The sequence below is a fragment of the Methylobacterium sp. 092160098-2 genome (assembly GCF_028920805.1).
Classification (GTDB): Bacteria; Pseudomonadota; Alphaproteobacteria; order Rhizobiales; family Beijerinckiaceae; genus Methylobacterium; species Methylobacterium fujisawaense.
Window position 1 is genome coordinate 4,958,020 of the sequence record NZ_JAQPZJ010000001.1, and the last position, 26,219, is coordinate 4,984,238.

Here is a 26,219-nt window from a genome sequence, read left to right on the forward strand (position 1 = left end):
CGGTGCAACACACACGGCTTTCCCACCTGCCCCCTCATCCTGAGGTGCCCACTGACGCGGGCACCTCAGGATGAGGGAGTCTATCGGGCGGATCGTTACGCCGCCTTCTTCCCCCGCTCGGCGATCTTCACGAGGCTGCGCAGCACCTCGGTGGCGGTCTTGAGCCGGGCCGGGACCGTATTCAGCTCGCGCACGAACACGACGCTCATGTCGGGCCGCACCTTCGCGAAGGAGGCCTGCTCGGCCACGTAGGCGACGAGCCCCTGCGGGTTGGCGTAGGAGCGGTCGCGGAAATGGACCACCACGCCCTTCGGGCCGGCCTCGACCTTCTCGACATTCGCCTTGAGGCAGAGGATCTTGATCGTGCCGATCTTGAGGAGCTGCTCCACCTCCGGCGGCAGCGGCCCGAACCGGTCGATGAGCTCGGCGCCGAAGCTCTCCATCTCGGCATCGTCCTGGAGGGTGGCGAGGCGCCGGTAGAGCGCGAGCCGCGCGCCGAGATCCTCCACATAGGTCTCCGGGATGGTCACCGGGGCGCCCAGCGCGATGGTCGGCGACCACGCCTCCTCGGGCACGTCCTCGATGCCGGCCTTGAGCGCCGTCACCGCATCCTCCAGCATCTGCTGGTAGAGTTCGTAGCCGACCTCCTTGATGTGGCCGGACTGCGCGTCGCCGAGCAGGTTGCCGGCGCCGCGGATGTCGAGATCGTGGCTCGCGAGCTGGAAGCCCGCGCCCAGGGTGTCGAGGCTCTGGAGCACCTTGAGGCGCTGCTCGGCCTGGGCGGTAAGCTGGCGGTTCGCCGGGGTCGTGAACAGCGCGTAGGCCCGGGCCTTCGAGCGCCCGACCCGGCCGCGCAGCTGATAGAGCTGGGCCAGCCCGAACATGTCGGCCCGGTGGACGATCAGCGTGTTGGCGGTGGGGATGTCGAGGCCCGATTCCACGATCGTGGTCGAGAGCAGCACGTCGAACTTGCCCTCGTAGAAGGCCGTCATCACGTCCTCGAGCTGGCCGGCCGCCATCTGGCCGTGGGCCACCGCGACCTTGATCTCGGGCATCTCGGCGTCGAGGAATTTCTTGACCTCCGCCAGATCCTCGATCCTGGGAACCACGTAGAAGGACTGGCCGCCGCGGTAGCGTTCGCGCAGCAGGGCCTCCCGGATGGTCAGCGGGTCGAAGGGTGTCACGAAGGTGCGCACCACCAGCCGGTCCACCGGCGGCGTCGCGATGATCGAGAGCTCGCGCACCCCCGTCATGGCGAGCTGGAGCGTGCGCGGGATCGGCGTCGCCGACAGCGTCAGCACGTGGACGTCGGCCTGGAGCGCCTTCAGCCGCTCCTTGTGGGCGACGCCGAAATGCTGCTCCTCGTCCACGATGATCAGGCCGAGATCCTTGAAGGCGATGTTCTTGGCCAAGAGGGCGTGGGTGCCGACCACGATGTCGACCGTGCCGGCGATGAGCCCCGCCCGCGTCTGCTTCATCTCCCCGGCGGAGGCGAAGCGGGAGAGCTGCGCCACCTGAACCGGCAATCCTTTGAAGCGCTCCGCGAAGGTCCGGTAGTGCTGGCGGGCCAGCAGCGTCGTGGGGACGATCACCGCCACCTGCTTGCCGGAGATCGCCGCCGCGAAGGCGGCGCGCAAAGCCACCTCGGTCTTGCCGAAGCCGACATCGCCGCAGACCAGCCGGTCCATCGGCCGGCCGGCATTGAGGTCGTCCAGCACCGCGTCGATCGCGTTGGCCTGATCCTCGGTCTCCTCGAACGGGAAGCGGGCGGCGAATTCCCCGTAGAGCCCCTCCGGCGCTTTGAGGGCGGGGGCCTTCCGGACGAAGCGCTGGGCCGCGACCTTGATCAATTCGCCCGCCATCTCGAGGATGCGGCGCTTCATCTTGGCCTTGCGGGCCTGCCACGCGCCGCCACCGAGCCGGTCGAGGGCGACCTCGGAATCCTCCGAGCCGTAGCGGGTCAGGAGCTCGATATTCTCCACCGGCAGCAGCAGCAGGCCGCCGGTGTATTGCAGCTCCAGGCAATCGTGCGGGGCACCCGCGGCGTGGATCGTCTTGAGGCCGACGAACCGGCCGATGCCGTGGTCGGCATGGACCACGAGGTCGCCGGGCTGGAGCGCCTGCACCTCCAGGATCACGTCCTGGGGCCGCTTGGCCTTGCGCTTCTGGCGGACCAGCCGGTCACCCAGGATGTCGCCCTCGGAGACGACGGCTAGCTCGCCCGCGGTGAAGCCCGCCTCCAGGCCCCAGACGGCCACTGCCGCGTCGGTGCCGCGCTTGAGCGCGTAGACGTCGGTGAGCCGGGTGATCGCCACCGGCTTCTTGAGGCCGTGGTCGGTGAGCACGCCGCAGAGCCGGTCGCGGGATCCGTCGGACCAGGCGCCCAGGATCACGTGATGACCGGATCCCTGGAGGTCGCGGATATGCGCCACAGCGGCGTCGAACACGCTGGCATTCTCGTCGGCCCGCTCGGGGGCGAAGCTCCGCCCGGCCTTGGCGCCGCAATCGATCACGGCGCGCTCCGCGGATTCGGGCTGCGCGAAGGGCGTCAGCCGCGCCACCGTGGCGGTGGCGATCCGCTCCTTCAGCTCGTTCGGCGTCAGGTAGAGGGCCCGGGGCGGTAGTGGCTTGTAGGGAGCGACGCCGGCCTGCGGCGTCTTCATCGCGCCCTCGCGGGCTTGGTAATAATCCTGGACGAGGCTGATCCGCTCGGCGGCGGCGTCCTCGACCTGCGGGTCGAAGACCAGCGGCACGCCGCCGAGATAGTCGAACAGCGTGTCGAGGTGGTCGTAGAACAGCGGCATCCAGTGCTCGAGGCCGGCGTAGCGGCGCCCCTCGCTCACGGTCTCGTAGAGCCGGTCGTCCCGGGTCGCCGCGCCGAAGCTCTGGATGTAGCCCTGGCGGAAGCGCCGGATCGTCTCGGTGGTGAGCTGGACCTCGCTCATCGGCATCAGGTCCAGCGAGCGGAGCTGCCCGGTGGTGCGCTGCGTCTCCGGATCGAAGGCGCGGATCGATTCCAGCGTGTCGCCGAAGAAGTCGAGGCGGATCGGCGCGGCTAAGCCCGGCGGCGACAGGTCGAGGATGCCGCCGCGCACCGCATACTCGCCGGTGTCGCGCACGGTGCCGGTCCGCAGGAAGCCGTTGGCCTCGACCCAGGCGACCACGTCGTCCATGGACACGACGTTGCCGATCGCCGCCGAGAACGCCTCCTTGGCGATGTGGGTGCGGGGCGGAACCCGCTGCACCAGGGCGTTGACCGTGGTGCAGAGGATCCGCGGGCGGTCCTCGGCGGAGCGGGTGCGGGCGAGGCGGGCGAGCGCCGTCATCCGGGCGGCGGCCGTGGCCGTGGTCGGCGAGACCCGGTCGTAGGGCTGGCAGTCCCAGGCCGGCAGGCTCATCACGTCCATCTCGGGCGCGACGAAGCCGAGCGCCGCCTGGAACGAGGCCGAGCGTCCGGAATCCCGCGCCACGTGGACCAGCACGGCCGGCGCGTCGACGGTGGGCGCCAGGGCGCGGGCGAGGTCGGCGAGCGCCAGCGCGTCGAAGCCCTCCGGGGCGTTCGCCAGGACCGGGCTGTCGCCGCGCTTCAGGGCGTCGATCGCCCGGGCGAGCGCCGAGGATTTCGGCAGGGCGAAGCGCGCGACCTGCGGCTTGGCGGCGGGGGCGGGGGGCTTCGGCTGAGGCTTGGCCATCGGGTCTTTCGCGGGAAATCCCGCCGGGCGCGTCAGGGGTAGAGGTCGGGTGGCGTTAGCCGATCGGGCCGCCGCGATAAAGCATGGCGGCGGCGGCCGGGCGGCGGGACAGAGCCTATATGGACGCTCCGTCGCGGCAGGGAACGGCCCTGCGCCGATGGGCGGCCGATCGTCGGTGAGCCGGGCCCAGGATGGCGCGCGGGTCCCCTCTCCAGCATGGGAGAGGAGACCCGCGCCGCGTCGGGGCCGGGGATACCCCGGCGCACGCCCCTCAGGCGTCCGGCCCGACGATCTCCGCCAGCGCCGCCTCGACCCGGCCGCGGAAGAAATCCGCGTTGGGCATGTGCTCGGTCATCGCCCCGGCGCGCACCGTCGCCTGCCGCAGAATCTCGGCGCGGAGCGCCGGATCGGAGCGCTCCATCATCTCCAGCATGATCCGCACCACCAGCTCGGTGGCGATCGACCGGGCCGGGTGATCGTAGTTGGGCTTGGGTTCGTCCATCGCGGGCACTCTCGACCGGTCGCTCTCAGGAATGGATCGGCGCGTCGTGCCGGTGGAACGCCCGCACCCGCCGCCAGACCGACGTGTCGTAGTTCGACGGCGTCTCGACCTCGCCGGTGAGCCACTTGAACAGGTCGCGGTCCGGCACCTCGATCAGCGCCTCGAACTGGTCGAGCTCCGCCTCCGACAGGTCGCCGATCTCGGCATCGGCGAAGCGGCCCATGATCAGGTCCATCTCGCGGATGCCCCGGTGCCAGGCGCGGTAGAGGAGGCGGCGGCGGCGCGGATCGAGGTCGGCGCTCGTGCGGGTGGTGCCGGACATGGATCTCGGACCTCGGCTGAGGAAGGGCAGGAGCAGGGACGAGGGCTAGATAGGCGCCCGGGACCGGCGGATCCAGAACGGCGGCGCCCCTGGGCGGGTTACAACCGGCGCACGGGCGGCGTACGGGGGCCCAAAAACGAATTGCCTCCGGCGGGCGCTCCGTTATCTCGGGCTGCAACGCCCCGGACGGGGCGGCGAGCGGGAGCAGGACGATGCCGAAGGCGATCCGGGTCTACGAGTACGGCGGCCCCGAGGTGATGCGCTTCGAGGACGTGCCCCTGGCCGAGCCCGGCCCCGGGCAGATCCGCGTCAAGCAGGCCGCCATCGGCGTCAACTTCATCGACATCTACTTCCGCACCGGCGCCTACAAGTCCCCGCACATGCCCTACACCCCCGGCAAGGAGGGCGCCGGCACCGTCACGGCGGTGGGCGAGGGGGTCTCGCAGTTCAAGCCCGGCGACCGGGTCGCCTACGGCTCGGTGGCGGACGGCTGCTACGCCGAGGAGCCGGTGATCCCGGCCTCCGCGGCCGTGCCGATCCCCGAGGGGGTCGACGAGAAGACCGCCGCCGCCATGATGCTCAAGGGCCTGACCGTCGAGTACCTGCTGCACCGGACCTACGCGGTGAAGCCCGGCGACACGATCCTGTGGCAGGCGGCCGCCGGCGGCGTCGGCCTGATCGCCTGCCAGTGGGCCAAGCACCTCGGCGCCACCGTGATCGGCACCGCCGGCAGCCCCGAGAAGGCGGAACTCGCCAAGCAGAACGGCTGCGACCACGTCATCCTCTACCGCGAGGAGGATGTCGCCAAGCGCGTGCGCGAGATCACCGGCGGCAAGGGCGTGCCGGTGGTCTATGACGGCGTCGGGCAGGCGACCCTGATGGGCTCGCTGGACAGCCTCGCGCCGCTCGGCCTCCTGGCGAGCTTCGGCTCGGCCTCGGGGGCGATCACCGGGCTCGACCTCGGCCTGCTGGCCCCGCGCGGCTCGCTCTACGTGACCCGCCCGACGCTGGCGACCTTCACGTCGGACCGCGCCACCCTGGAGGAGGCGGCCGCCCGCCTGTTCAAGGTGGTGCGCGACGGCGCGGTGAAGATCGCGGTGAACGCCACCTACCCGCTGGCCGAGGCGCAGCAGGTCCACCGCGACCTCGCGGGCCGGGAGACCACCGGCTCGATCGTGATGCTGCCCTGAGGCCCGCGACCGTGACGCCCGGCAACGCCGACCTGCTCCTCGTCGTCGACGTGCAGGTCGATTTCCTGCCGGGCGGGGCGCTCCCCGTCCCGGGGGGCGACGCGGTGGTCGAGCCGATCAACGCGCTCCAGCACCGCTTCCGGCATGTGGTGCTGATGCAGGACTGGCACCCGGCGGATCACGTCTCCTTCGCCGAGACCCATCCCGGTCGGGCGCCGTTCGAGACCATCGTGCTGCCCTACGGGCCGCAGGTGCTGTGGCCCCGGCACTGCGTCCAGGGCAGCCGAGGCGCCACCTTCGCGCCGGGGCTTGCCACCGACCGGGCGAGCCTAGTGGTGCGCAAGGGGCTCGATCCCCGGGTCGACAGCTACTCGGCCTTCCTCGAAGCCGACCGGGCCACGCGCACGGGCCTCGCGGGGGCGCTCAGGGAGCGCGGCATCACCCGCGTCGCCGTGTGCGGCCTCGCCACCGATTTCTGCGTCGCCTGGAGCGCGCTCGACGCCCGCGACGCCGGCTTCGAGGTCCTCGTGGTGGAGGATGCGGTGCGCGGGATCGACGTGGACGGGTCGCTGGCGCAGGCCTGGGCGCGGATGGAGGCGGCGGGCGTCCGCCGGATCGCGGCGGCGCAGATCGGCTGAGCGCCCCCGGGGCGCGGGAGGCGAACCGCCGCATGCCGCGCGGGAGACCGCCCCCGCCCCGACGCGTTGGCCCGACATCGGCATCCGGGCAGGATGCCAGTCAGGAGCCAGCATGTCAGGCAAGCACCCGAAGACCGACACGCCCACGGACGCCGACCTCAAGGGCAATCCCGGGATCGGCACCTCGAAGGGGATGAGCGGCGCCGACCCGGCGGATCTGCAGGCGGATTCGACCTTCGAGGGCGACGTCGACAACGAGACGAAGCGCGACGGCGGCGTCGACCCGGACCACCGGCCGCGCAAGAACGCCTGACCGAGCCGGGGTGACGGCACGCCCAGGCCGGCCCGGCCCGGGCGATCCCGGTCAGCGGGCGCGGGCCGGCGGCTTCGGCCGCTGGGGCGCCGGGCCGGTCGCGAACCCGGCGGATGGGCCACTCGCCGGGACGTAGAGCTGGGCGGGGCTCGCGGTGTAGCCCAGGAGCTGCGCCGCGTTGGCGGCCCCGAAGGCGGCGGTGCCGTCGGCGCGGGCGGCGCCCACCGGGACGGTCAGCAGGAGCGCGGCGGACAGAGCCAGGACGGCGGGCTTCGACATGGGACGGACCCTTCGGTGCGCGCGGTCCCGGCGAATGCCGGTCCGCGCCGGATGGATCCCATGTGGGGGCGGCCGCGCGGGCCCGGCGTGCGCGACCGCACGACGATCCCGCGTCGCATCAGCGCGGGCCGCGCGACGGCGCTCCGCGACAGGGCCCCGCGACAGGGCCCCGCGACGGGGCGCCTCGTCAGAGCGCCAGCCCGAGCTGGAGCGGCGCCTCGGGCGCGTCCTGCGCGAAGCCCGACAGCGACACCCCGATCAGCCGCGCGCTGCGCCGCAGGGGGAACAGGCCGGCGAGCAGGTCGAGGCCGATCCGCTCCAGATTGGCCCGGTCGGCCACGGGAACGGTGAGCGATTTCGCCCGGGTAACCTGGGCGAAATCCGAGAACTTCAGTTTCAGGGTCACGGTCCGGGCGCGCATCCCCTTGGCCTCGGCCCCCGCCCAGACCTTGTCGAACAGCGGCGCCAGCCGGGCGGCCAGGACCTCGAAGGCCGCCGTATCCTCCGAGAAGGTGGTCTCCGCCCCGATCGATTTGCGCACCCGGTGGGCGCGGACCGGCCGCTCGTCGATCCCCCGGGCGACCGCGTGGTAATAGGCGCCCGCGGAGCCGAAGGTCTCGCGCAGGCGCTCCGGCGTCCAGGCGCGGAGATCCGCCCCGGTCTCGATCCCGAGCCGCTTCATCTTCGCCTCGGTGACCGGACCGACGCCGTGGAACCGGCCGATCGGCAGTTCGGCCACGAAGTCCGGCCCCATGGCGGGGGTGATGACGAACAGGGCGTTCGGCTTCCTGTGGTCGGACGCCACCTTGGCGAGGAACTTGTTGTACGAGACCCCGGCCGAGGCCACGAGCCCGGTGCGCTCCAGGATCTCGGCCCGGATCGCCTTCGCCACGGCCGTCGCCGTCGGCAGGCCCAGGAGGTTCTCGGTGACATCCAGATAGGCCTCGTCGAGGGCCACCGGCTCGATGAGCGGCGTGTGCCGGGCGAAGACCGCGCGGATCTCCTCCGAGACCGCCCGGTAGACCTCGAAGCGCGGCTTCACGAACAGCAGGTCCGGGCAGAGCCGCCGGGCCGTGGCCGACGGCATGGCCGAGCGCACGCCGAACTTGCGCGCCTCGTAGCTCGCCGCCGCCACGACGCCCCGCTCCCGCGAGCCGCCCACCGCCAGGGGCTTGCCGCGCAGGGACGGGTCGTCGCGCTGCTCCACGGAGGCGTAGAACGCGTCCATGTCGATGTGGATGATCTTGCGGAGCGCGACCTCCGGATCCATCGCCGCCTCGGAGATCCGCGGTGAGTTCCTGCTCTGTTCCAAAGACCGCGGTGGGCCGGCGGGGTCAAGCCGCGTCGGAGAGGGCTTCAACAGGAGTCCGGCCCGCGCCCGTCATCGCGAGCGCAGCGAAGACGGGAATAGCCTTACGCCACGCTGCCGTAGAGGTCGTAGGCCTCGGCCCGGTCGATCTTCACGGTGACGATGTCGCCGACCCGCACCGGGCGCCGGAAGGCGGCGTGGACGGTGCCGTCGATCTCCGGCGCGTCGGCCTTGGACCGGCCCCGGGCGACCCCGCCCTCGACGGCATCGACGATGATCGGCAGCCGCTTGCCGACCTTGGCGCGCTGCAGCCGCAGCGCGATGCCGTTCTGCGTCTCCATGAACCGGCGCTTGCGCTCGGCCTTCACCGCCGGCGGCACGAGGTCGCCGAGCGCGTTGGCGGTGGCGCCCGCCACCGGCTCGTACTCGAAGCAGCCGACCCGATCGAGCTTGGCCTCCTGCAGCCAGGCCAGCAGCTCCTCGAACTCGGCCTCGGTCTCGCCGGGGAAGCCGACGATGAAGGTCGAGCGGATCGCGAGGTCCGGGCAGGTCTGCCGCCAGTTCCGGATCCGGTCGAGCTGGCGCTCTTGGTTGCCTGGCCGGCGCATGCGCTTGAGCACCGAGGGGCTCGCGTGCTGGAGCGGCATGTCGAGGTAGGGAAGCACCTTGCCCTCGGCCATCAGCGGGATGACCTCGTCCACGTGCGGGTAGGGGTAGACGTAGTGGAGCCGCACCCAGGCCCCGAGCTCGCCGAGCTCCTTGGTCAGGTCGTAGAACTTGGCCCGGACCTGCCGGTCGCGCCACGGGCTCTCGGCGTAGCGGATGTCGACGCCGTAGGCGCTGGTGTCCTGCGAGACGACGAGCAGCTCCTTCACGCCGGCCTTCACCAGCTTCTCGGCCTCGCGCAGCACGTCGGCGGCGGGGCGGCTCACGAGATTCCCGCGCAGGGACGGGATGATGCAGAAGCTGCAGCGGTTGCTGCACCCCTCCGAGATCTTCAGGTAGGCGTAGTGGCGCGGGGTGAGCTTGATCCCCTGCGGCGGCACGAGGTCGAGGAACGGGTCGTGGGCCGGCGGCACCGCCTCGTGGACGGCGGCCACCACCGACTCGTAGGCCTGCGGCCCGGTCACCGCCAGGAGATCCGGATACTTCTCGCGGATCTCCTCCGGCTGCGCGCCCATGCAGCCGGTGACGATCACCCGGCCGTTCTCCGCCATGGCCTCGCCGATGGCCGAGAGCGACTCCGCCTTGGCCGAATCGAGGAAGCCGCAGGTGTTGACGATCACCACGTCGGCGCCGTCGTGCCGGCGGGCCAGCTCGTAGCCCTCGGCGCGCAGGTGGGTGAGGATCCGCTCGGAATCGACCAGCGCCTTCGGGCAGCCCAGCGACACGAACGAGATCTTGGGGGCCGTGATTTTGGATTCGGCTCCGGGAGCGGGGCCGCGGGGAGCAGGCGTGGCGGTCATGGCATTCGGGTCGGACAGGCCCGGCGCGGGCAACCAAGGATCGGTCGCCCGAAGCGCGAGGACGGGAATTCGGGATCGCGGTTCCTATACAAGCTCCCGCGCCGCCGCGCGAGACCGGCCGCCGCAGGGGTGACCGGACCGGCGCGCGCCGCTGACGCAGAACCGGAAACCTGGCTGTTTGACCAGGACTTTGCGCGCCTGCCCTGACATCCCACATGAAGCCGCGGGGACGCGGTCTGCGTCGGAAGCACGCCCTGTCTGCCCCCCGGGGCGGTCCCTGCGTGCAACTGCCGCTTCCCCCGCGGCATCGCCTGTGCGACGGCAGCGTGACAGGATCTGCCCCGCCCTCGCCCAGGACAACAGCCCGAACCCGGTCATGTGGACCCGAGAGATCCCCTTCATCGATCCCGTCGCGGCGGCGGCCCGGCTGCGCGCCCTGCCCGGGCTCGCCTTCCTCGACAGTGCCATGCGGCACGACTCCCTGGGTCGCCATTCGATCGTGGCCGCCGAGCCGTTCGCACGCTTCCGCTACCGCGACGGGCGGGCGACCCTCGACGGAAATCCGGTGCCGGGCGGTCCCTTCGCGGCTCTGCGGGCGTGCCTCGCGCCGTACCGGATCGAACCGGACGCCGAAGAACCCTTCCCCGGCGGGGCGATCGGCTATCTGGCCTATGACCTCGGGGCATCGCTGGAACGGGTGGCGCCGCCGGCCCGGCGGGCGGGGCTCACCGACGACATCGCCCTGAACTTCTACGACACGGCCCTGGTGATCGATCACGCCGCGGGCACTTGCCGGCTCGTCGCCACGGGGTTCCCGGAGACCGCACCGGCCCAGCGGCAGGCCCGCGCGGAGGCGCGGCTCGCCCGATTCGCCGACCGGCTCGGCGGCGCGGAGATCCCGAGCGCGGCCGCCGCCGGAGCGCCGGAGCCGCTCACATGGCGCTCGAACTTCGACCGACAAACCTATGAAGAGGCTGTCGAAAAGGTCCGCGCCTACATCCGGGCGGGCGACATCTACCAAGCCAACATCGCCCAGCGTTTCACCGCCGATCTCCCGGCCGGCTTCGATCCGTTCGCCCTCTACCGGCGGCTGCGCGCCACCAACCCGGCGACCTTCGGCGCCTATCTGGAGTTGGAGGGCCTGACCGTCGCCTCGTCCTCGCCCGAGCGGTTCATCCGCCTCGACGGCCGTCACGTGGAGACCCGGCCGATCAAGGGCACCGCCCGCCGCGCGGATAACCCCTCGGACGACCCGGCGGCCGACCGGGCGGCGGCCGAGGCGCTCCAGGCCAGCGTGAAGGAGCGGGCCGAGAACGTCATGATCGTCGACCTGCTGCGCAACGATCTGTCCCGGGTCTGCGCGCCGGGCAGCGTCGCCGTGCCGACGCTCTGCGGCCTGGAGACCTACGCCAACGTCCACCATCTGGTGTCGGTGGTGACCGGAGAGCTCCGCGACGGGCTCGACGCCCTCGACCTCCTGGAAGGGACCTTCCCGGGGGGCTCGATCACCGGCGCCCCGAAGATCCGCGCCATGGACATCATCACCGAGATCGAGGGCGACGCCCGGGAACTCTATTGCGGCGCCATCGGCCGGATCGGCTTCGACGGGGCGCTCGATACCGCGATCGCGATCCGCACGGTGTTCATGGACGACCGACAGGCGGTCCTGCAGGCCGGGGGCGGGGTGACCCTGCTGTCGGAGCCCGGCCCGGAATACGACGAGACCCTCGCCAAGGCCGCCCGCGTCTTCGAGGCCTTCGCATGATCCTCGTCCTCGACAACTACGATTCCTTCGTCTTCAACGTCGTCCGCTACCTGGAGGAGCTGGGCGAGGAGGTCCGGGTCGTGCGCAACGACGCCCTGGACGTCGCCGGCATCCGGGCGCTGGCCCCCGAGGCCCTGGTGGTCTCGCCCGGCCCCTGCACCCCGGCGGAGGCCGGCATCTCCCTGCCGGCGATCCGGGAGCTGTCGGGGGCGGTGCCGATCCTCGGCGTCTGCCTCGGCCACCAGGCGATCGGCGCGGCCTTCGGCGGCACGGTGGCGCGGGCGCAGCGGCCCCTGCACGGGCAGATGACGCCGATCGCCCATACGGGCGAGCGGCTGTTTTCCGGGCTGCCGGCGCCGATGCCGGTGGGGCGCTACCACTCGCTCGTGGTGACCCCCGGCCCCGAGATGGAGAAGCACCTCTCCGTCGACGCGGTCTCGCAGGAGGGGGAGGTGATGGCCCTGTCGCACCGGACCCACCCGACCTACGGCATCCAGTTCCACCCGGAATCGGTCCTGACCGAGGGCGGCCACGCCCTGTTCGCCAATTTTCTGGGGCTGGCCCGGGCCTGGCGGGAGGGACAGCGCGATGCTGTGGCGTGACGGCGCCCTCGTCGCGGGGACGACCGCGCCACTGGACCTCACCGACCGCGGCCTGACGCTGGGCGACGGCCTGTTCGACACGGCGCTGGCGCTGGGCGGCCGGGTCGCCTTCGCGGAGGCCCACATCGCCCGGCTCGTGACCTCCGCGGACGCGCTGGGGATCCCCGCCGCGCCGGACCGGATCCGGGAGGCCATGCGGGCGCTGGCCGGCGCGAGGAGCAGGACCGGGGAGCGGCTCGCGATCCGCACCACCCTCACCCGCGGTTCCGGCCCACGCGGCCTGAAGCCGCCGGAGGATCCGAGCCCGACCCTGTTCGCCACCGCGGCGCCGAGCGCCCGCAGCGCGGCCTTCGCGCCCCTGCGCCTGTGGCCGACTTCGATCGCCCGCAACGACACGTCCCCGGCCGCCCGGCTGAAGACCTTGGGCTACGGCGACGCGGTGCTGGCCGCCCGCGACGCCGCCGCGGCGGGGTTCGACGAGGCGCTGTTCTGCAACACCCGGGGACGCGTCGCATGCGCGGGCACCGGCAACCTGTTCGGCCTGTTCGGGGAGATCCTGGTGACGCCGCCGCTGACCGACGGCGTCCTCGCCGGGATCGTGCGGGCGGAGATCCTGGCGCTCGCCGCCGGATGCGGGCTCCGGGCGGAGGAGCGGTCGCTGAGCCTGCCCGACCTGATGGGCGCCGAGGCCGTGTTCCTGACCAATTCCCTGCGGCTCCTCGCCCCCGTGACGGCGGTGGGCGAGACGGCCTTCGCCAGCCTCGGGCACCCGGCGGTTGTCCGCCTCAGGGCGGCGCTCCGCGAGTCGGTGGCCCGCGCCTGCGGGGTGGCGGAGGAGTCCGTCGCGTGACCGGGCAAGCGGTCGAGACGGGCCGCCGCCGGCTCCGCTACGGGCTCGTGGCCCTCTACGCCTTCATCGGGGTGGTGCATCTCGTGGCGACCGACGCGATGCTGCCGCTGATGCCCGACTGGGTGCCGCAGCCGCGGCTCGTCATCCTGGCGACCGGCCTGTGCGAGATCGCCGGCGCCGTCGGCCTGCTGACGGGCCGGTTCCGCCGGGCGGCCGCGCTCGGCCTCGCCCTCTACGCGGTCTGCGTCTACCCGGCGAACCTCAAGCACGCCTTCGACCACGTCGCCATCGCCGGCATCCCGGATTCCTGGTGGTACCACGGCCCGCGCCTGGCGTTTCAGCCGGTCTTCGTCTGGGCGGCGCTCTGGGCCGGCGGGCTGATCGACTGGCCGTTCGTCGGGGACCGCGGATCCGCCGGCGGCGCGCCCCGGACCGCCAGCGCTCCGCAGCGCCCGCCGACGCCACCGGGACGGGACGCGCAGGCCCCCATCCGGGATCCCTGATCACAGGATCCCCGGATCCCCGGATCCCGGCAGGCCCTGACCACAGGATCCCGGGCCATGGACCGGCCGCCAGGCGGCCCGGAAGACCGCCCCCCGGCCCCGAACGGCGGACGACAGGCCGACGCGTCGCGACCCGGGCCCGCCCGTCTCTGCCCGACGCGGTGGGGGGCGCCTTCGAAACCGCCCTCGACTACATGTGCCCGGATCCGGCCGGAAGACGCGCCCGGACGGGGCGGCCGCCGAAACCCCGAAAGGTTCCTCCACAGGCCGAAGATATCGCCCGGATACAGCCGGCCGGACCGGGGTTCACCGAGGAGGCCGCCGACACCGACGGTGGCCCTTCAACGGAGACAGACCGCCATGGCCAAGCAGAAGACGCTGCAGGACGCCTTCTATGAGACCCTGAAGGACGTCTACTATGCCGAAAAGCAGTCGGTGAAGGCGCTCAAGAAGTCCGCCAAGGCGGCGGAGCACGACGCGTTGCGCCAAGCCTTCGAGACCCATGCGGAGGAGAGCGCCCAGCAGGTGGAGCGCCTGACGCAGGTCTTCGAGATCATCGGCAAGCCGGCCCGGGCCAAGACCTGCGAGGCGATGCAGGGGATCGTCTCCGAGATGGAGGAGGACCTCGACGACTTCGCGGGCAGCCCGGCCGCCGACGCGGTTCTGGCCGCCTGCGCCCAGGCGGTGGAGCATTACGAGATCGCCCGCTACGGCACCCTGAAGACCTGGGCCGCGCAGCTCGGCTACGCGGATGCCGCCAAGCTCCTGGACGAGACCCTGCAGGAGGAGAAGACCACCGACGCGCTGCTCTCCCGGATCGCCGGGACGATCAACGCGGCGGCTGATGCCGGGGAGGGCGAGGCGGAACCGGCGAAGGGCAAGGGCAAGAAGGGCGCCTGATCGCCCACGGGGCCCGGCGCCCCTCGCGGGTGCCGGACAGCGGGGCCGCCCTCCGGCCGGGCCCGGCTCAGTTCGCCTTCTCGATGGCGCTGAGCGGCGTCCAGTAGCAGCGGTCCTGCGCGTCCTTCAGGGCGAGGCAGCCGTAGCTCATCGTCCGGGACTCGAGCCGGACTTCCTCGCCGGGCTTGAAGGACCGGCACTCGCCGCTGGCGAGGCTGCCCTTCAGCAACTGCCCGAACCCGGATTCGTCGCCCGCCATGACCAGCTTGAACAGGCGGTCGGTGACCTCCTGGCTGTGGCAGCCGAACCGCTCCTGGACGACCGTCTCGGCCGCGGCGGGCCGGGACAGGGCGGCGGTGACGGCGAGGGCGGCGAGGACGGGCAGGGCGAAGCGCATGCGCGGAACATATCCGCGGACCGCCCCGTGTCGACCCCTCGGCGCGCCGGGGAGCCGCGGAGGATCGCCGCGGGTAACCCCGGCGCGGATCGCGGCGCGGTCGATCAGGAACGTGGCACCGCTCGGCCTCTGAACCTGGACGGGGGAGGTTCCTTCAATCCGAGCCGGCGCGTCCGGAGCGGGAATCCCGGCGTCGGCGGTCCGCCGACGCGCGCCCGGAAGCCCCTTGTCGAGAGCGCGGGTGCCTCGCGGGATCAAGCCGCCCCCGGCTGCCGCGAAGGCCGCCGTCGCCGGCGTGCCGGGCGGCGAGGACGGGCAGTGCCGATTTGCCCTACGCGGCGACGGGCCTGACCACGACGTCCTCGGCATAGACGAGGGTTGCCATGACGCCGGACCGGATCCGATCGAACACCGCGTCGAGATCCCCGACGCTCTGCATCAGCACGGCGCACGAGAGGGCGACGATCTGCGGGGTGCGATCCGTCCCTTCGGCGAGGAAGTCGCGGATCGCATCGACGAGGGACGCGGTGGCGTCCGCCTCCGCGGAGGCGCCGAGGACATGCAGGCAATCCTGCCGCAGGGACACGAGATTGCCGTCAACGACCGAGACCCATTGCCGGTCGTGATCGTAGATGAGCCAGCGCACCGATCCCGCCGCCACGGGAGCCAGTCCCGCGAGATAGCGCTGAGCGGCTGCATCATCGAACATGGCGCGGGTTTAACGCCCGGCGGCCGGAACGCCAACGCGTCGGATCACCGTTGCGGAGCCCGGCGGATCCGCCGCGACGAGCCCGCAGATCGAGCCGCGGGCGTTCGAGCGGCGCGGCCTGACAGCGCCGCTCGAACGCGGACAGACGAAGGTCCCGGTCGCGGATCTCGCGAGGCGGTCGCCCGATTCAGATCCGGGCCACGCGCCGCTACGGCCCACCCCCCGCCTCGTCGCGCTTGGCCGCCTGCCACGCCGCCTCCATGGCGGCGAGGTCGGAGCGGCCGAGGGCGCCCCCGGAGGCCGCGAGGTGCCGCGCCATGGCGGCGAAGCGGCGCTCGAACTTGGCGGTCCCGTCGCGCAGGGCGGTCTCCGGGTCGATCCCGGCATGCCGGGCGAGGTTGGCCACCGAGAACAGGAGATCGCCGATCTCCTCGGACAGGGCCTGCGGGTCGCCCGCCGCCAGGGCCTCGGCGACCTCGTCGGTCTCCTCGCGGACCTTGTCGACGACCTGGGCGGCCTCGTCCCAGTCGAAGCCGTAGGCGGCCGCCCGCCGGGAGATCTTCTCCGCCCGGGCGAGGGCCGGCAGCGCCCGGGCGACGCCACCGAGCGGGTCCGGCGTTGGATCCGGCGCGGCGCCTGTATTCTGCCGCGCCTCTTGCCGCTCTTCCTGCCGCTCTTTCTGGCGGGCCGCCCGTTCCTTCGCCTTGATCGCCGCCCACTGGGCCTCGACCTGGGCCGGATCCCGCAGGGGCGAGCCGGCGGGCAGGGGCGTGCCGTCCGGGGTGAAGACGTGGGGGTGGCGCCGGACCAGCTTGTCGCCGATGGCGCGGGCCACGTCGTCGAAAGCGAAGGCGCCCTGCTCCTCGGCCATGCGGGCGTGGAACACCACTTGGAGCAGCAGGTCGCCGAGTTCGTCCCGCAGGTCGTGCAGATCCCCCCGCGCCACCGCGTCGGCGACCTCGTAGGCCTCCTCGATCGTGTAGGGCACGATGGTGGCGAAGCTCTGCGCCACGTCCCAGGGGCAGCCGGCGACGGGATCGCGCAGGGTCGCCATCAGGCGCAGGAGCCGGCTCAGAGGCGCCTCCTCCGCAGCACCCGCCGCCTTCGCCCCGCCCGGCCCAGGCCGGCCCGCATCGCGTGTCTCGCTCATGCGGATGGCGTTAGAGCATGGCGCGGCGCAGGGAAATCCGCCCGCCGGCGTGCCCCTCGGGATCGCGATGCAGGTCCGGCCGCGCCAGCGGGCCATCGACGCGCGGGCCCCGGGGGGCATCCGGCTCCGGCGGCCGTCAGCGCGTCGCCCGGACGCAGGGCGGCTCCCGGGCCAGCGCCAGGGTGAACGACCAGAGGATCCGGCCGACCGAATCCGTCAGCACCGCGCCCCGGTCAGGAGCATGGGGCTGGCGGTCCGGCCCAGCTCCCGGGCACCACGGATCGCCGCCTCCACGCCGTCCGCCTCCAGGTGGTCGCTGGCGGAGGCGAGGCCGCAGCGGCCGTCCGCATGCTCGAGGGTGTGTCGGAGGCAGAAGGCCGGCATCGCTTGGGCCGCCGCGAGGCGAATCACCGGCCGCCCGGGGCGCGGGCACGAGCCAAGCGCCGACGTGAGCGGTGCCGCCGGTCGGCGCGACTGATCCAGATCAAGCGGAGGCGCATGCGCCGCCGTCCGGCCCGCGCGCCGTGTCGCAGGGTGTCGCAGGCCGCCCGCGCCGGGCCCGCCGCCCGCTGCGGGAGGTTCGCGCGAGGCCGTGCCGGGTCTTGTTCCAGCGCAGCGGGGCGCGGACCAGCTCGATCAGCGCCAGCCACGCGGCCAGGCTGACCAGCAGGAAGTAGACCGGCATCCACGGGACCGACTGGGCGAGGTCCCCCCAGCCGCGCCGGGCGCAGCCGGCGAGGGCGGGCAGGACCAGGGCGGCGAGCCCCGTCCCGAACAGGGTGATGGCGAGCCCGGTGGGCAGGTTGTCCAGGAAGGCGGGCGCGGCCGGGATCTCCAGGACCAGGAAGGACCACGCCGCCGCGACGAGGCAGACCGGGTAGGCGAGCGCCGAGGCCACCGTCCCCGGGACCAGCGCGACGGCGCAGAGCGTCTCCAGGCCGCCGAGGCTGCGTGCGGTGTCGAGGGGGCGCCGCCCGTGGGTGAGGCTGGTCTGGACCAGACCTTTGAGCCAGCGGGTGCGCTGGCCGAGCCAGGGTCCGAGACGGGCGGGGGCCTCCTCGAAGGTGGGGCTGGGCAGGTCGCCGACGGTGTAGCCCGCGAGCGCCAGCCGCAGGCCGAGATCCGCATCCTCGGTGACGTTGTGGGCATCCCAGCCGTGCAGCGCCCGCACCACCGCGGTGCGCAGGTGCATCGAGGTGCCGCCGAGGGGGACCGGCAGGCCGCAGCGGGCGAAGGCCGGGTTCAGCACGTCGAACAGGCCGGCATATTCGAGGGCGAAGACGCGGGCGAGATACGAATCGCCGGCATTGTCGATCACGAGCCGCCCCTGGAGGCAGGCGGTGCGCGCGGGCAGGCGCGCGAACAGGGCCGCCGCCAGCCGCAGCTGTCCGGGATCGGGCACGTCCTCGGCGTCGTAGACCGTGAGCAGGGCGCCGCGGGCCAAAGGCAGCGCGGCGTTGAGCGCCCGGGGCTTGGTGCGCGGGCCGCCCGGGGGCACCGTGATCACCTCGAACCGGGCCGGCAGGGTGTCCCGGGGAAGGGCGGAAGCGGTCTCCGCGTCGTCCGCCTCGAGCAGCAGCTTGATGTCGAGCTTGGCGGCCGGATAATCGAGGGCGGAGAGCGCCCTGAGCAGGTCGGGCACCACCGCCGCCTCGCGGTGGAGGGGGACGAGGACCGTGTAGACCGGCAGGTCGGCCTCGGCGAGGGGCGCCACCGCCTCCGGCTCCACCGGGGCCGCGATGGCGAGGGCCGCGATCCGGAGGGCCGCCATGGCCAGGAACAGGATCTGCCCGGCGATCACCACCGCGCGCGCCAGCGGGGGCGGCAGCGCCGCGCACAGGCAGAGCGCGGCGGTGACCGCGAGGGCGAGGACCAGCAGCCAGCGGAGGGCGGGCTCGGGGGCCGTCGCCCGCTCGGGGGCGCGCCGCCGCAGGTCGTGCGCCGCATGATCCGCCACCTGCTCGGGGATGGCCGCGAACACGGCCTCGCGCAGGCGCGTTGGGCTGGTGATCGCCGGCATGGCGGCGCGGCACGGAGCGCGGCCCGGGGCGTCGAGGAGGTCCGCGATCGCCCGGCCCCGGGGCGCCAGCACCCAGGGCGACACCGATCCCGGCGCCAGCGGCGCGAGACCGGCCACCAGGCTGTCGGGGAAGCGCAGGCCCAGGCCGAACGGGATCGGGCCGTCGAGGTAGGGGGCGCCGAGCGCCCGGGCCAGGGCTTCGTAATAGGCCGATTCGGCGATCAGGCCGGCATTCAGCAGGGCGGTCGCCGCGTCGGTCCCGGCCGCGGCCGCCGCGGCGGCCGCCCGGACCAGCAGCCGGCCGTCGACGCCCTCGGCCAGCAGGAAGGCGATCTCCGACGGCAGGGCCGCCGGCCCCGCGGGCGGGCGCTGGACCGACACGCCGCGCTCCCCCGGTGGCCCCAGGACGTGGTAGAGGAGGAGGGTGAGCCAGTCCCCGCCCCCACGCTCCGAGAGGAGCACCACCCCCTCCCGATCGTCAAGAGGCGATAGGACACACATCCCATCCCGGTGCATGGCGGCCGTGCTCGCCGCCGCGCTCCTCGCGGCCCCGGCCGCGCCCGCCGGTGCTGCAGCCGGTGCCACCGCCGAGGCCACAGGTGTCACCGCCACCCCCGCCGTCACGGTGCCGGATTTCTGGAACCCGCGCAGCCGGGGCGAGCGGATCGAGGCGCCCCAGACCGGCCGGGCGGTCCGCTTCCTCACGGACGACGAGTTCCCGCCGCTGCACTTCGCCGGCCCCGACGGCAACCCGACGGGCTTCGTGGTCGAGCTCGCCCGCGCCGTCTGCGAGAAGCTGACGATCACCTGCACGGTGCAGGCGCGCCGCTTCGACACCCTGCTCGATGCCCTCGACAGCCGGCAGGGCGACGTGGTCGCGGCCGCCATTCCCCTGACGGCGACGCTGCGGCAGAAATTCCTGGCGACGCGGCCGTATTTCCGCTGGCCGGCGCGGTTCGCCGCCCGGACCGACAAGGGCCTGCCCGTCCCCTCGGCGGCGGCGCTCGCCGGCCGCAGCGTCGGGGTCATCGCCGGCAGCGCCCATGCGGCCTACCTGAAGGCGTTCTTCCCGAAGGCCGTGGACAAGGACTTCACCGACCTGGCGGCGGCCGAGGGCGCGCTCAAGCGCGGCGAGATCGACTACCTGTTCGCCGACGGCCTGAACCTCGCCCTCTATGTCGGCGGCCAGGACGCGGAGACGTGCTGCGCGCTCATCGGCGGCGACTATCTGGAGAACCGCTATTTCGGGGAGGGGATCGGCCTGATCACCCGCCCGGAGGACGCCGCCCTCTCCCGGGCCCTGGACGACGCGCTCCAGCGGGTCTGGGACGACGGCAAGTACACCGAATTGTACCTGCGGTTCTTCCCCGTGAGCCCGTTCTGACGGACTTCCTTCCTGGGCGATGATGCCGCCGTCGACCGGTTCATGCCGGACGGGGCGGCGGAGCCGGGCGCCGCAGTCTCAGGCCACGAGCTCAGGCCACGAGCGCGGGCGCGCGATGGAACCCCGCATTGCACCGTCAGGCGTTCCGCTCCGATGCGAACCGCTCTAGGGTGCGCGCTCCCAATTCGCGTTCATCCCCGAAGACATGCAAGCCGCCCCCCCAGCCCTGACCCTCGACCCCGACATCATCGAGGCCGCCGCCAACGCCGCCGCCTGGCCCTTCGAGGAGGCGCGCAAGCTCGTGGCGCGGCTGGAGAAATCCGGCAAGACGGAGGTGCTGTTCGAGACCGGCTACGGCCCCTCGGGCCTGCCGCATATCGGCACCTTCGGGGAGGTCGCCCGCACCTCCATGGTGCGCCACGCCTTCCGGGTGCTCACCCGCGACGCGGTGCCGACCCGGCTGATCGCCTTCTCGGACGACATGGACGGGCTGCGCAAGGTTCCGGACAACGTGCCGAACCGCGAGATGCTGGCCGGCCATCTCAACCAGCCGCTCACCCGCGTGCCGGACCCGTTCGGCACCCATGACAGCTTCGGGGCGCACAACAACGCCGAGCTGCGCCGCTTCCTCGACGCCTTCGGGTTCGCCTACGAGTTCCGATCGGCGACCGAATGCTACCGCTCGGGCGTGTTCGACGCGACGCTGCTGCGGGTACTGGAGCGCTACGACGCCGTCATGGAGATCATGCTGCCGTCCCTGCGGGCCGAGCGCTCGGCGAGCTACTCCCCGTTCCTGCCGCTCCACCCGGTCACTGGCCACGTGATGCAGGTGCCGATCGACGCGGTGAACGCCGGCAGCGGCACCATCGCGTGGCGCGATCCCGCCACGGGCGAGCGCTACGAGACCCCGGTGACCGGCGGCCACGCCAAGCTGCAATGGAAGCCCGACTGGGCGATGCGCTGGGTGGCGCTGGGCGTCGATTACGAGATGGCCGGCAAGGACCTGATCGATTCGGTCAAGCTCTCCGCCAAGATCGCCCGGGCGCTCGGCGGCGAGCCGCCGGAGGGCTTCAACTACGAGCTGTTCCTCGACGAGAAGGGCCAGAAGATCTCGAAGTCGAAGGGCAACGGCCTGACCATCGACGAGTGGCTCAAGTACGGCACGCCGGAATCGCTCGCCCTGTTCATGTACAACAAGCCGCGCGAGGCCAAGCGTCTGTTCTTCGACGTGATCCCCCGGCACGTCGACGAGTATATCGGCTTCCTCGACCGCTATGCCGGCCAGGACGCGAAGCTCCGCCTCGGCAACCCGGTCTGGCACCTGCACGCCGGCACCCCGCCGGAGCCCGAGACGGTCGAGGGCGCGAGCCTGACCTTCGCGATGCTGCTCAACCTCGCCGCGGTGGCCAACACCGAGGATCCGGCGGTGCTGTGGGGCTTCATCCGCCGCTACGCGCCGCAGACCGGGCCGGAGACCCATCCGGGCCTCGACCGGCTGGTGAAGCACGCGCTGAAATACTTCTCGGATTTCGTGCGGCCGGCCAAGACCTACCGGGCGCCGACCCCGGAGGAGCGGGCGGCCCTGGAGGATCTGTCGGAGACCCTCAGGGACCATGCCGGCTCCACCGATCCGGAGGCCCTGCAGGCGGCGGTCTACGAGGTGGGGCGGCGCCACTTCCCCGACACGTCCGGCAAGGCCAAGAGCCCGGACGGGCGGCCCGGCGTGTCGCAGGCGTGGTTCACGAGCCTCTACAATGTGCTGTTCGGCGAGGCGCGCGGACCCCGCTTCGGCTCCTTCGTGGCCCTCTACGGCGTGGCGGAGACCCGGAGCCTGATCGAGGCGGCCCTCTCGGGCGCGCTGGTGGCCGAGCACGAAGCCTTCGTGGCCGGCACGGCCAAGGTCGCGTGAGCAAGGACCGCAGGAGGGCGTGATGGTCGTCGACAGCCTCGCCGCCCTGGAGGCGATCTACACCGCCCCCCCGGCGGCCGCCTCCACCGCCAAGGTGGCGGATTCGGTCACGCCGGACTACGCGGCGCTGATCGAGGCCTCGCCCTTCGCGGTGCTGGCGACGAGCGGCCCGGAAGGGCTCGATTGCAGCCCCCGCGGGGACCAGCCGGGCTTCGTGCGGGTCGCCGATCCGCGCACGCTGATCCTGCCCGACCGGCGCGGCAACAACCGGATCGACTCGCTCCGCAACATCGTGCGCGATCCGCGGGTGGCGCTGCTGTTCCTGATCCCGGGCTCGGGCACGACGCTCCGGGTGAACGGGCGGGCGGTGATCTCGGCCGATCCGGATCTCCTCGCCACGTTCCGGGTCGACGGCCACGCGCCGCGCACCGCAATCGTGATCACGGTCGCGGAGATCTACTTCCAGTGCGCCCGGGCGATCATCCGGGCCAAGCTGTGGGATCCGGATGCCCGCGTCGATCCGGCGAGCCTGCCGACGCCCGGGTCGATCCTCGCGGCGCTCACCGCAGGCGCGGTCGGCGGCCAGCGCTACGACGCGGAATGGCCGGAGCGGGCGGCCAAGACGATGTGGTGAGGGACGAGTCTGGGCGCCGGCCTGTCCGACCCGCTGCCTCATCCTGAGGGGGGTAGACGTTTCGGGCACCAGCCGGCGGGCCGCTCCGGGATCCCTCACCCCACCAGAGCGAGATCCTGCGTCTCGGTATCGGGGATGACGTCGACCTCGACCTTGAGGCGCTGCTTGCCCGAGCCGCTGACGATGCCGTCCACGGGGGCCACGTCGCCGTAGTCGCGGCCGCGGGCCACCACGATGTGGTCGTCCTGCACCGGCACGCCGTTGGTCGGGTCGAGGCCGAGCCAGCCGTCCCCGCACCAGACCGCCACCCAGGCATGGCTCGCATCCGCCCCGCGCAGGCGCGGGCGGCCCGGCGGTGGCACGGTGCGCAGGTAGCCGCTGATATAGGCCGCCGGCAGGCCCATGCCGCGCAGAGCCGCGATCATCACGTGGGCGAAATCCTGGCAGACCCCGGCCCGGAGCGCGAAGGATTCGGCGAGCGGCGTGGAGACGGTGGTCGCCTTGGCATCGAAGCGGAAGTCCCGGCCGATCCGCAGCATCAGGTCGTGGGCCGCCCCGTAGGCGCTGCGGCCGGCGGAGAAGCTCGGCCGGGCATAGTCGGTGATCGCGGGCAGCAGCGGCACCCGGCCGCTCGGGAACAGGAAATGCACCGGCGCCCGGCCGGCGAGGTCGCGCCCGGCCACCACGGCGTCGCGGACCCGCTCCCAGGCCATGCCGGATTCCGGCGGCGGCGGGGCCGGGCGCTCGACCCGCACGGTGGAGAGCGCCTCGACGCTGAAGGTGGTGTGCGGCGCCTCCAGGGTGATCGCCACGGCCTCGATCCCGAAATAGTCGCGCCGCATCACCGCGCGGGCCGGGCTCGGGTCGATCGTGACGGCGCTCGCCAGCACGCTCTGGCCCTCGCCCTCCTGCGGCTTGAGCCGCAGGGTGCAGCGGGCGAAGTGCACCGGCCGCCCGTAGCGGTAGGTTGTGCGGTGGCGCAGCGTGTAGATCACGCCAGCCCCGTCAGCTTCTCGGGGCGCAGCGCGTTCGGCCCGGTGGGGAAGTAGCGGGCCGCGATGCCGTCGGCCAGCCGCTCCAGGTCGGTCGCGAGCGCGGTGAGGCGCACGGCGTCGAAATCCGCGGCCTCGCCGCTGCGCAGCTCCGCCAGGATCCGGGTGGCGAGGCGGCAATGGGGCTCGGGGATGCCGTCCGCGGCCAGCGCCGGCAGGTCGGCGAGGTGCCGGGTGATCGCCTCGGCCTGGAAGGCGATCGAGCGCGGGTTGTAGGGATCGAGCAGCACCATGTCGCGGACCGGATCGAGGGCCGCCCCCTGCAGGTAGCGCCGCCCGTAGCTGATCTGCGAATCGCACAGCGACAGCATCACCCCGAGGCAGCCGGGCGTCGCCTCGTCGTTGGCGAAGGCGAGCGCGAAGGCGCCGGTGTTGATCGCCCGCTCGATGCGCCGGCCGAGCTCGATGAAGTGCCAGCCCTCGGCGCGGCTCATGTTCTCGTGGGTGAGGCCGGCGAGCGCCGCGAGCTGGCTCAGGGCCCGCTCGGCGCGGCCGGCGAGCTGCGACTCGGTGAAGGCCCGCTCGGTGTTGAGGGACAGGAACTCGTTCAGGTCGGCCAGCACCCGCCACGCCTCGCCGGACAGGCGGGCGCGGAGCGCGGCGGCGTTGCGGCGGGCCGCGAGGATGTGGGACCGCGCCGAGCCCGGCCGATCGCGCCCGGCGAGCGCCTCCAGGGCGAGGCGGGCGGTGGGCAGGTCGGCCGCGCCGATGGCGCCCCATTCGTGCAGGAGGGCCCGGAGCGCCAGGGCCGCGGGCGTGTCGAGGGCGCCCGAGATGTCGGTCCCGACGGCGTCGCCGACGCTGCGCAGATGGGCGAGCACCAGCCGGATCACCGCCTCGCCGCGCTCCAGGTAGCGTCCGAGCCAGAACAGGCCGTCGGCGGCCCGGGCGGGGAGATGGCCCCCGACCCGCCGCACCCGCGGGGCCGCCTGCGTGCCGATCAGGGGCGCGGCGACCGGCTTCTCGGACAGCACCCAGACATCGGCGGAGCGGATGCCGAGCCGCAGCTCGATCGGGTCGACGTCCTCGCGCTCGGAAACCCGGCAGAAGCCGCCGGGCATGACCTGCCAGCCGAGCGGCGTCCGCGTGGCGAAGACGCGGACCACGAAGGGGCGGGGGACCAGGACGAGGCCGTCCGGCCCGCGCTCCCAGCCCGGCATGGTCGAGAGCGGCGCGGCCTCCTGGGCGACGTAGTCGAAGGGCCGGTCGCGCAGGGCGGCGACGACCCGCTCCCGCTCGGCCGCCAGGACCGGGCCCGCGAGGATCGCGTCGCGCCCCGCCCCGCGCTGGGGCGTGGCGGCCGGGCGCAGGGTCAGGCTGTCGAGGTTGGCCTGGGCGTGCGCCAAGCCCTCCAGGTCGCCGCACCACCACGTGCGCGGATGGCCGAGCCTTAGGGGCTCGCCGAGAACGCGCCGGGCGATGCCGTCGAGATAGGGGGCGAGCGCGGCCGACTCGACGAGGCCCGAGCCCGGCATGTTGGTCATCACCAGGGAGCCGTTGCGCAGGGCCTCGAGGATCCCGGGCACGCCGAGCCGCGAAGCCGGATTCAGCTCCAGGGGATCGAGGAAGTCGGAGTCGATCCGCCGCCACAGGGCGTCGGCCCGCTTCAGGCCCGAGACGGTGCGCACGTGCAGGCGGCCGTCCCGCATGACGAGGTCGTCGCCCTCCACCAGCATCAGGCCGAGATAGCGGGCCAGCGCCGCCTGCTCGACATAGGTGCTGCTGTAGGGGCCGGAGGTCAGCAGGCAGATCCGCGGGTCGACGCGCTCGGCCCCCAGCGCCAGACCATCGCGAAAGGCCTGGAAGAAGGCCGGCAGGCGCTCGACGTGGAGGTCCTGGAAGAAGTCCGGGAAGGTCCGGGCCAGGACCATCCGGTTCTCCAGCGCCCAGCCGAGGCCCGAGGGGGCCTGCGTCCGGTCGGCCAGCACCTGCCACCGCCCGTCCGGGCCCCGGCCGAGATCGGCGGCGTAGAGCTTGAGGTAATGGCCGCCGGGGGGCGTGACGCCGTGGAGCGGGTGCAGGAATTCCGGCGTGCCGGCCACGATCGCGGCGGGCAGCAATCCCTCGGCGACCAGCCTTCCATCCCCGTAGACGTCGGCGAGGATCGCCTCCATCAGCTCCGCGCGCTGGACGATCCCGGCGCTGAGGGCCGCCCACTCGGACCCCTCGATCACCAGGGGCAGGCAGCCCAGCGGCCAGGGATGCTCCCGCTGGTCGCCGGCGATGCGGAACGAGATGCCCGCGTCCCGGATGTGCCGCTCCGCCGCGACGAAGCGGGCCATGATCTCCGGCTCGGTGAGGCCGCCGAGACGGTCGAGCAGGCGCGGCCACGCCCCGCGCGGAGCGCCGTCCGGGCCCAGGAACTCGTCCGGCCGGCCAGGGGCGGGGCGGTAGCCCGCGCTCCAGCGGGCGACGCGCTCCCGCGGGCCCTCCGGCCGCTCGGCCCGGCCGCGGCTGCCCGCGAGCGCCGCCTCCATCACGGGCCCCCGGTCACTGCGGCTTGCGGATCCACACAGCGTGGACGGCGACGCGGCCGCAGAAGGGAGCGCGGGTCCCCTCTCCGTGCGGGAGAGGGACAGGGTGAGGGGTCGGGTCTGCCCGAAAGGGGCGCGTCCTGCCGGCGCGTCGACCCT

24 protein-coding genes are annotated in these 26,219 nt (G+C 73.1%); 11 read left to right on the plus strand and 13 right to left on the minus strand.

Annotation, left to right across the window (positions count from 1 at the left end):
* Positions 1-95: 95 nt before the first annotated feature.
* The 3 genes from mfd to PQI07_RS23475 form a co-directional block, all read right to left on the minus strand.
* Entirely contained in the window at positions 96-3,692 is a 3,597-nt protein-coding gene (gene mfd, locus PQI07_RS23465; protein WP_053608239.1) for a transcription-repair coupling factor, read from the minus strand.
* 271 nt (positions 3,693-3,963) lie between these two features.
* Positions 3,964-4,194, minus strand: coding sequence for a hypothetical protein (locus PQI07_RS23470; RefSeq protein ID WP_043351867.1), 231 nt, complete (start codon positions 4,192-4,194; stop codon positions 3,964-3,966).
* A 25-nt stretch (positions 4,195-4,219) separates the two neighbouring features.
* Positions 4,220-4,516, minus strand: a complete 297-nt coding sequence (locus tag PQI07_RS23475) for an FAD assembly factor SdhE (protein ID WP_043351869.1) — start codon at positions 4,514-4,516, stop codon at positions 4,220-4,222.
* 212 nt (positions 4,517-4,728) lie between these two features.
* On the opposite strand from PQI07_RS23475, the gene PQI07_RS23480 reads away from it, so the two are divergent.
* From PQI07_RS23480 to PQI07_RS23490, 3 genes are all read left to right on the plus strand, one after another.
* Positions 4,729-5,706 (plus strand): quinone oxidoreductase family protein, encoded by a 978-nt coding sequence (locus PQI07_RS23480; protein WP_043379664.1) that lies wholly within the window; start codon positions 4,729-4,731, stop codon positions 5,704-5,706.
* An 11-nt stretch (positions 5,707-5,717) separates the two neighbouring features.
* Positions 5,718-6,344 (plus strand): bifunctional nicotinamidase/pyrazinamidase, encoded by a 627-nt coding sequence (gene pncA, locus PQI07_RS23485; RefSeq protein WP_053608238.1) that lies wholly within the window; start codon positions 5,718-5,720, stop codon positions 6,342-6,344.
* Between the two features lie 112 nt (positions 6,345-6,456).
* Positions 6,457-6,657, plus strand: a complete 201-nt coding sequence (locus PQI07_RS23490; protein ID WP_043350668.1) for a hypothetical protein — start codon at positions 6,457-6,459, stop codon at positions 6,655-6,657.
* A gap of 51 nt (positions 6,658-6,708) precedes the next feature.
* Here the strand turns inward: PQI07_RS23490 and PQI07_RS23495 are convergent, their stop codons facing one another.
* The 3 genes from PQI07_RS23495 to rimO form a co-directional block, all read right to left on the minus strand.
* Positions 6,709-6,936 (minus strand): hypothetical protein, encoded by a 228-nt coding sequence (locus PQI07_RS23495; protein ID WP_053608237.1) that lies wholly within the window; start codon positions 6,934-6,936, stop codon positions 6,709-6,711.
* Between the two features lie 187 nt (positions 6,937-7,123).
* On the minus strand, positions 7,124-8,206 hold the full coding sequence (gene dinB / locus PQI07_RS23500; protein ID WP_043350672.1) for a DNA polymerase IV: 1,083 nt from the start codon (positions 8,204-8,206) through the stop codon (positions 7,124-7,126).
* A gap of 143 nt (positions 8,207-8,349) precedes the next feature.
* Positions 8,350-9,711 carry a 30S ribosomal protein S12 methylthiotransferase RimO gene (rimO, locus tag PQI07_RS23505; protein ID WP_274927526.1) on the minus strand — a complete coding sequence of 454 codons (1,362 nt, stop codon included), beginning with the start codon at positions 9,709-9,711 and terminating at the stop codon, positions 8,350-8,352.
* Between the two features lie 376 nt (positions 9,712-10,087).
* On the opposite strand from rimO, the gene pabB reads away from it, so the two are divergent.
* The 5 genes from pabB to PQI07_RS23530 all read left to right on the plus strand — a co-directional run bounded on the left by pabB (position 10,088) and on the right by PQI07_RS23530 (position 14,331).
* Complete coding sequence (pabB, locus tag PQI07_RS23510; RefSeq protein ID WP_043379677.1) at positions 10,088-11,476, plus strand: aminodeoxychorismate synthase component I; 1,389 nt, start codon at positions 10,088-10,090, stop codon at positions 11,474-11,476.
* A complete protein-coding gene (locus tag PQI07_RS23515; protein WP_043379680.1) occupies positions 11,473-12,078 on the plus strand; it encodes an anthranilate synthase component II in 606 nt (201 codons plus the stop codon). The genes pabB and PQI07_RS23515 overlap by 4 nt, the downstream gene beginning before the upstream one ends.
* Positions 12,065-12,928 (plus strand): aminotransferase class IV, encoded by an 864-nt coding sequence (locus PQI07_RS23520; protein WP_179698609.1) that lies wholly within the window; start codon positions 12,065-12,067, stop codon positions 12,926-12,928. The genes PQI07_RS23515 and PQI07_RS23520 overlap by 14 nt, the downstream gene beginning before the upstream one ends.
* Complete coding sequence (locus PQI07_RS23525; protein ID WP_274927527.1) at positions 12,925-13,431, plus strand: DoxX family protein; 507 nt, start codon at positions 12,925-12,927, stop codon at positions 13,429-13,431. Before PQI07_RS23520 ends, PQI07_RS23525 begins: the two co-directional genes overlap by 4 nt.
* 360 nt (positions 13,432-13,791) lie before the next feature.
* A complete protein-coding gene (locus tag PQI07_RS23530; protein WP_043756791.1) occupies positions 13,792-14,331 on the plus strand; it encodes a YciE/YciF ferroxidase family protein in 540 nt (179 codons plus the stop codon).
* A gap of 67 nt (positions 14,332-14,398) precedes the next feature.
* Here PQI07_RS23530 and PQI07_RS23535 read toward each other — a convergent pair whose 3' ends face one another.
* From PQI07_RS23535 to PQI07_RS23555, 5 genes are all read right to left on the minus strand, one after another.
* The gene (locus PQI07_RS23535) at positions 14,399-14,728 is read right to left on the minus strand and encodes a hypothetical protein (RefSeq protein ID WP_043355615.1); all 330 of its coding nucleotides are present in this window, start codon (positions 14,726-14,728) and stop codon (positions 14,399-14,401) included.
* Between the two features lie 331 nt (positions 14,729-15,059).
* Positions 15,060-15,437 (minus strand): hypothetical protein, encoded by a 378-nt coding sequence (locus tag PQI07_RS23540; protein ID WP_043379694.1) that lies wholly within the window; start codon positions 15,435-15,437, stop codon positions 15,060-15,062.
* 208 nt (positions 15,438-15,645) lie between these two features.
* Positions 15,646-16,587, minus strand: a complete 942-nt coding sequence (mazG, locus tag PQI07_RS23545; protein ID WP_274927528.1) for a nucleoside triphosphate pyrophosphohydrolase — start codon at positions 16,585-16,587, stop codon at positions 15,646-15,648.
* A 216-nt stretch (positions 16,588-16,803) separates the two neighbouring features.
* The gene (locus PQI07_RS23550; protein ID WP_274927529.1) at positions 16,804-16,971 is read right to left on the minus strand and encodes a hypothetical protein; all 168 of its coding nucleotides are present in this window, start codon (positions 16,969-16,971) and stop codon (positions 16,804-16,806) included.
* 100 nt (positions 16,972-17,071) lie between these two features.
* Positions 17,072-19,072 (minus strand): glycosyltransferase family 2 protein, encoded by a 2,001-nt coding sequence (locus tag PQI07_RS23555; protein WP_274927530.1) that lies wholly within the window; start codon positions 19,070-19,072, stop codon positions 17,072-17,074.
* 49 nt (positions 19,073-19,121) lie between these two features.
* Here PQI07_RS23555 and PQI07_RS23560 point away from each other — a divergent pair, with 49 nt between their 5' ends.
* The 3 genes from PQI07_RS23560 (at position 19,122) to PQI07_RS23570 (ending at position 22,534) form a co-directional block, all read left to right on the plus strand.
* Complete coding sequence (locus tag PQI07_RS23560) at positions 19,122-19,991, plus strand: transporter substrate-binding domain-containing protein (protein WP_274927531.1); 870 nt, start codon at positions 19,122-19,124, stop codon at positions 19,989-19,991.
* Between the two features lie 205 nt (positions 19,992-20,196).
* Entirely contained in the window at positions 20,197-21,900 is a 1,704-nt protein-coding gene (locus PQI07_RS23565) for a lysine--tRNA ligase (RefSeq protein WP_043756775.1), read from the plus strand.
* A gap of 22 nt (positions 21,901-21,922) precedes the next feature.
* Positions 21,923-22,534, plus strand: coding sequence for a pyridoxamine 5'-phosphate oxidase family protein (locus PQI07_RS23570; protein WP_043379707.1), 612 nt, complete (start codon positions 21,923-21,925; stop codon positions 22,532-22,534).
* 95 nt (positions 22,535-22,629) lie between these two features.
* On the opposite strand, the gene PQI07_RS23575 is transcribed toward PQI07_RS23570, so the two are convergent.
* Both PQI07_RS23575 and PQI07_RS23580 read right to left on the minus strand, forming a co-directional pair.
* Entirely contained in the window at positions 22,630-23,529 is a 900-nt protein-coding gene (locus tag PQI07_RS23575) for a transglutaminase family protein (protein WP_043357963.1), read from the minus strand.
* A complete protein-coding gene (locus tag PQI07_RS23580; RefSeq protein WP_043357961.1) occupies positions 23,526-26,063 on the minus strand; it encodes a circularly permuted type 2 ATP-grasp protein in 2,538 nt (845 codons plus the stop codon). Before PQI07_RS23580 ends, PQI07_RS23575 begins: the two co-directional genes overlap by 4 nt.
* Between the last annotated feature and the right edge of the window lie 156 nt (positions 26,064-26,219).

Excerpts from the sequence above, each read along its gene's own strand:
- mfd (WP_053608239.1), bottom strand. The coding sequence starts at position 3,692 with ATGGCCAAGCCTCAGCCGAAGCCCCCCGCCCCCGCCGCCAAGCCGCAG.
- PQI07_RS23470 (WP_043351867.1), bottom strand. The coding sequence starts at position 4,194 with ATGGACGAACCCAAGCCCAACTACGATCACCCGGCCCGGTCGATCGCC.
- PQI07_RS23475 (WP_043351869.1), bottom strand. The coding sequence starts at position 4,516 with ATGTCCGGCACCACCCGCACGAGCGCCGACCTCGATCCGCGCCGCCGC.
- PQI07_RS23480 (WP_043379664.1), top strand. The coding sequence starts at position 4,729 with ATGCCGAAGGCGATCCGGGTCTACGAGTACGGCGGCCCCGAGGTGATG.
- PQI07_RS23490 (WP_043350668.1), top strand. The coding sequence starts at position 6,457 with ATGTCAGGCAAGCACCCGAAGACCGACACGCCCACGGACGCCGACCTC.
- PQI07_RS23495 (WP_053608237.1), bottom strand. The coding sequence starts at position 6,936 with ATGTCGAAGCCCGCCGTCCTGGCTCTGTCCGCCGCGCTCCTGCTGACC.
- dinB (WP_043350672.1), bottom strand. The coding sequence starts at position 8,206 with ATGGATCCGGAGGTCGCGCTCCGCAAGATCATCCACATCGACATGGAC.
- rimO (WP_274927526.1), bottom strand. The coding sequence starts at position 9,711 with ATGACCGCCACGCCTGCTCCCCGCGGCCCCGCTCCCGGAGCCGAATCC.
- pabB (WP_043379677.1), top strand. The coding sequence starts at position 10,088 with ATGTGGACCCGAGAGATCCCCTTCATCGATCCCGTCGCGGCGGCGGCC.
- PQI07_RS23515 (WP_043379680.1), top strand. The coding sequence starts at position 11,473 with ATGATCCTCGTCCTCGACAACTACGATTCCTTCGTCTTCAACGTCGTC.
- PQI07_RS23520 (WP_179698609.1), top strand. The coding sequence starts at position 12,065 with ATGCTGTGGCGTGACGGCGCCCTCGTCGCGGGGACGACCGCGCCACTG.
- PQI07_RS23530 (WP_043756791.1), top strand. The coding sequence starts at position 13,792 with ATGGCCAAGCAGAAGACGCTGCAGGACGCCTTCTATGAGACCCTGAAG.
- PQI07_RS23535 (WP_043355615.1), bottom strand. The coding sequence starts at position 14,728 with ATGCGCTTCGCCCTGCCCGTCCTCGCCGCCCTCGCCGTCACCGCCGCC.
- PQI07_RS23540 (WP_043379694.1), bottom strand. The coding sequence starts at position 15,437 with ATGTTCGATGATGCAGCCGCTCAGCGCTATCTCGCGGGACTGGCTCCC.
- mazG (WP_274927528.1), bottom strand. The coding sequence starts at position 16,587 with ATGAGCGAGACACGCGATGCGGGCCGGCCTGGGCCGGGCGGGGCGAAG.
- PQI07_RS23550 (WP_274927529.1), bottom strand. The coding sequence starts at position 16,971 with ATGCCGGCCTTCTGCCTCCGACACACCCTCGAGCATGCGGACGGCCGC.
- PQI07_RS23560 (WP_274927531.1), top strand. The coding sequence starts at position 19,122 with ATGGCGGCCGTGCTCGCCGCCGCGCTCCTCGCGGCCCCGGCCGCGCCC.
- PQI07_RS23565 (WP_043756775.1), top strand. The coding sequence starts at position 20,197 with ATGCAAGCCGCCCCCCCAGCCCTGACCCTCGACCCCGACATCATCGAG.
- PQI07_RS23570 (WP_043379707.1), top strand. The coding sequence starts at position 21,923 with ATGGTCGTCGACAGCCTCGCCGCCCTGGAGGCGATCTACACCGCCCCC.
- PQI07_RS23580 (WP_043357961.1), bottom strand. The coding sequence starts at position 26,063 with ATGGAGGCGGCGCTCGCGGGCAGCCGCGGCCGGGCCGAGCGGCCGGAG.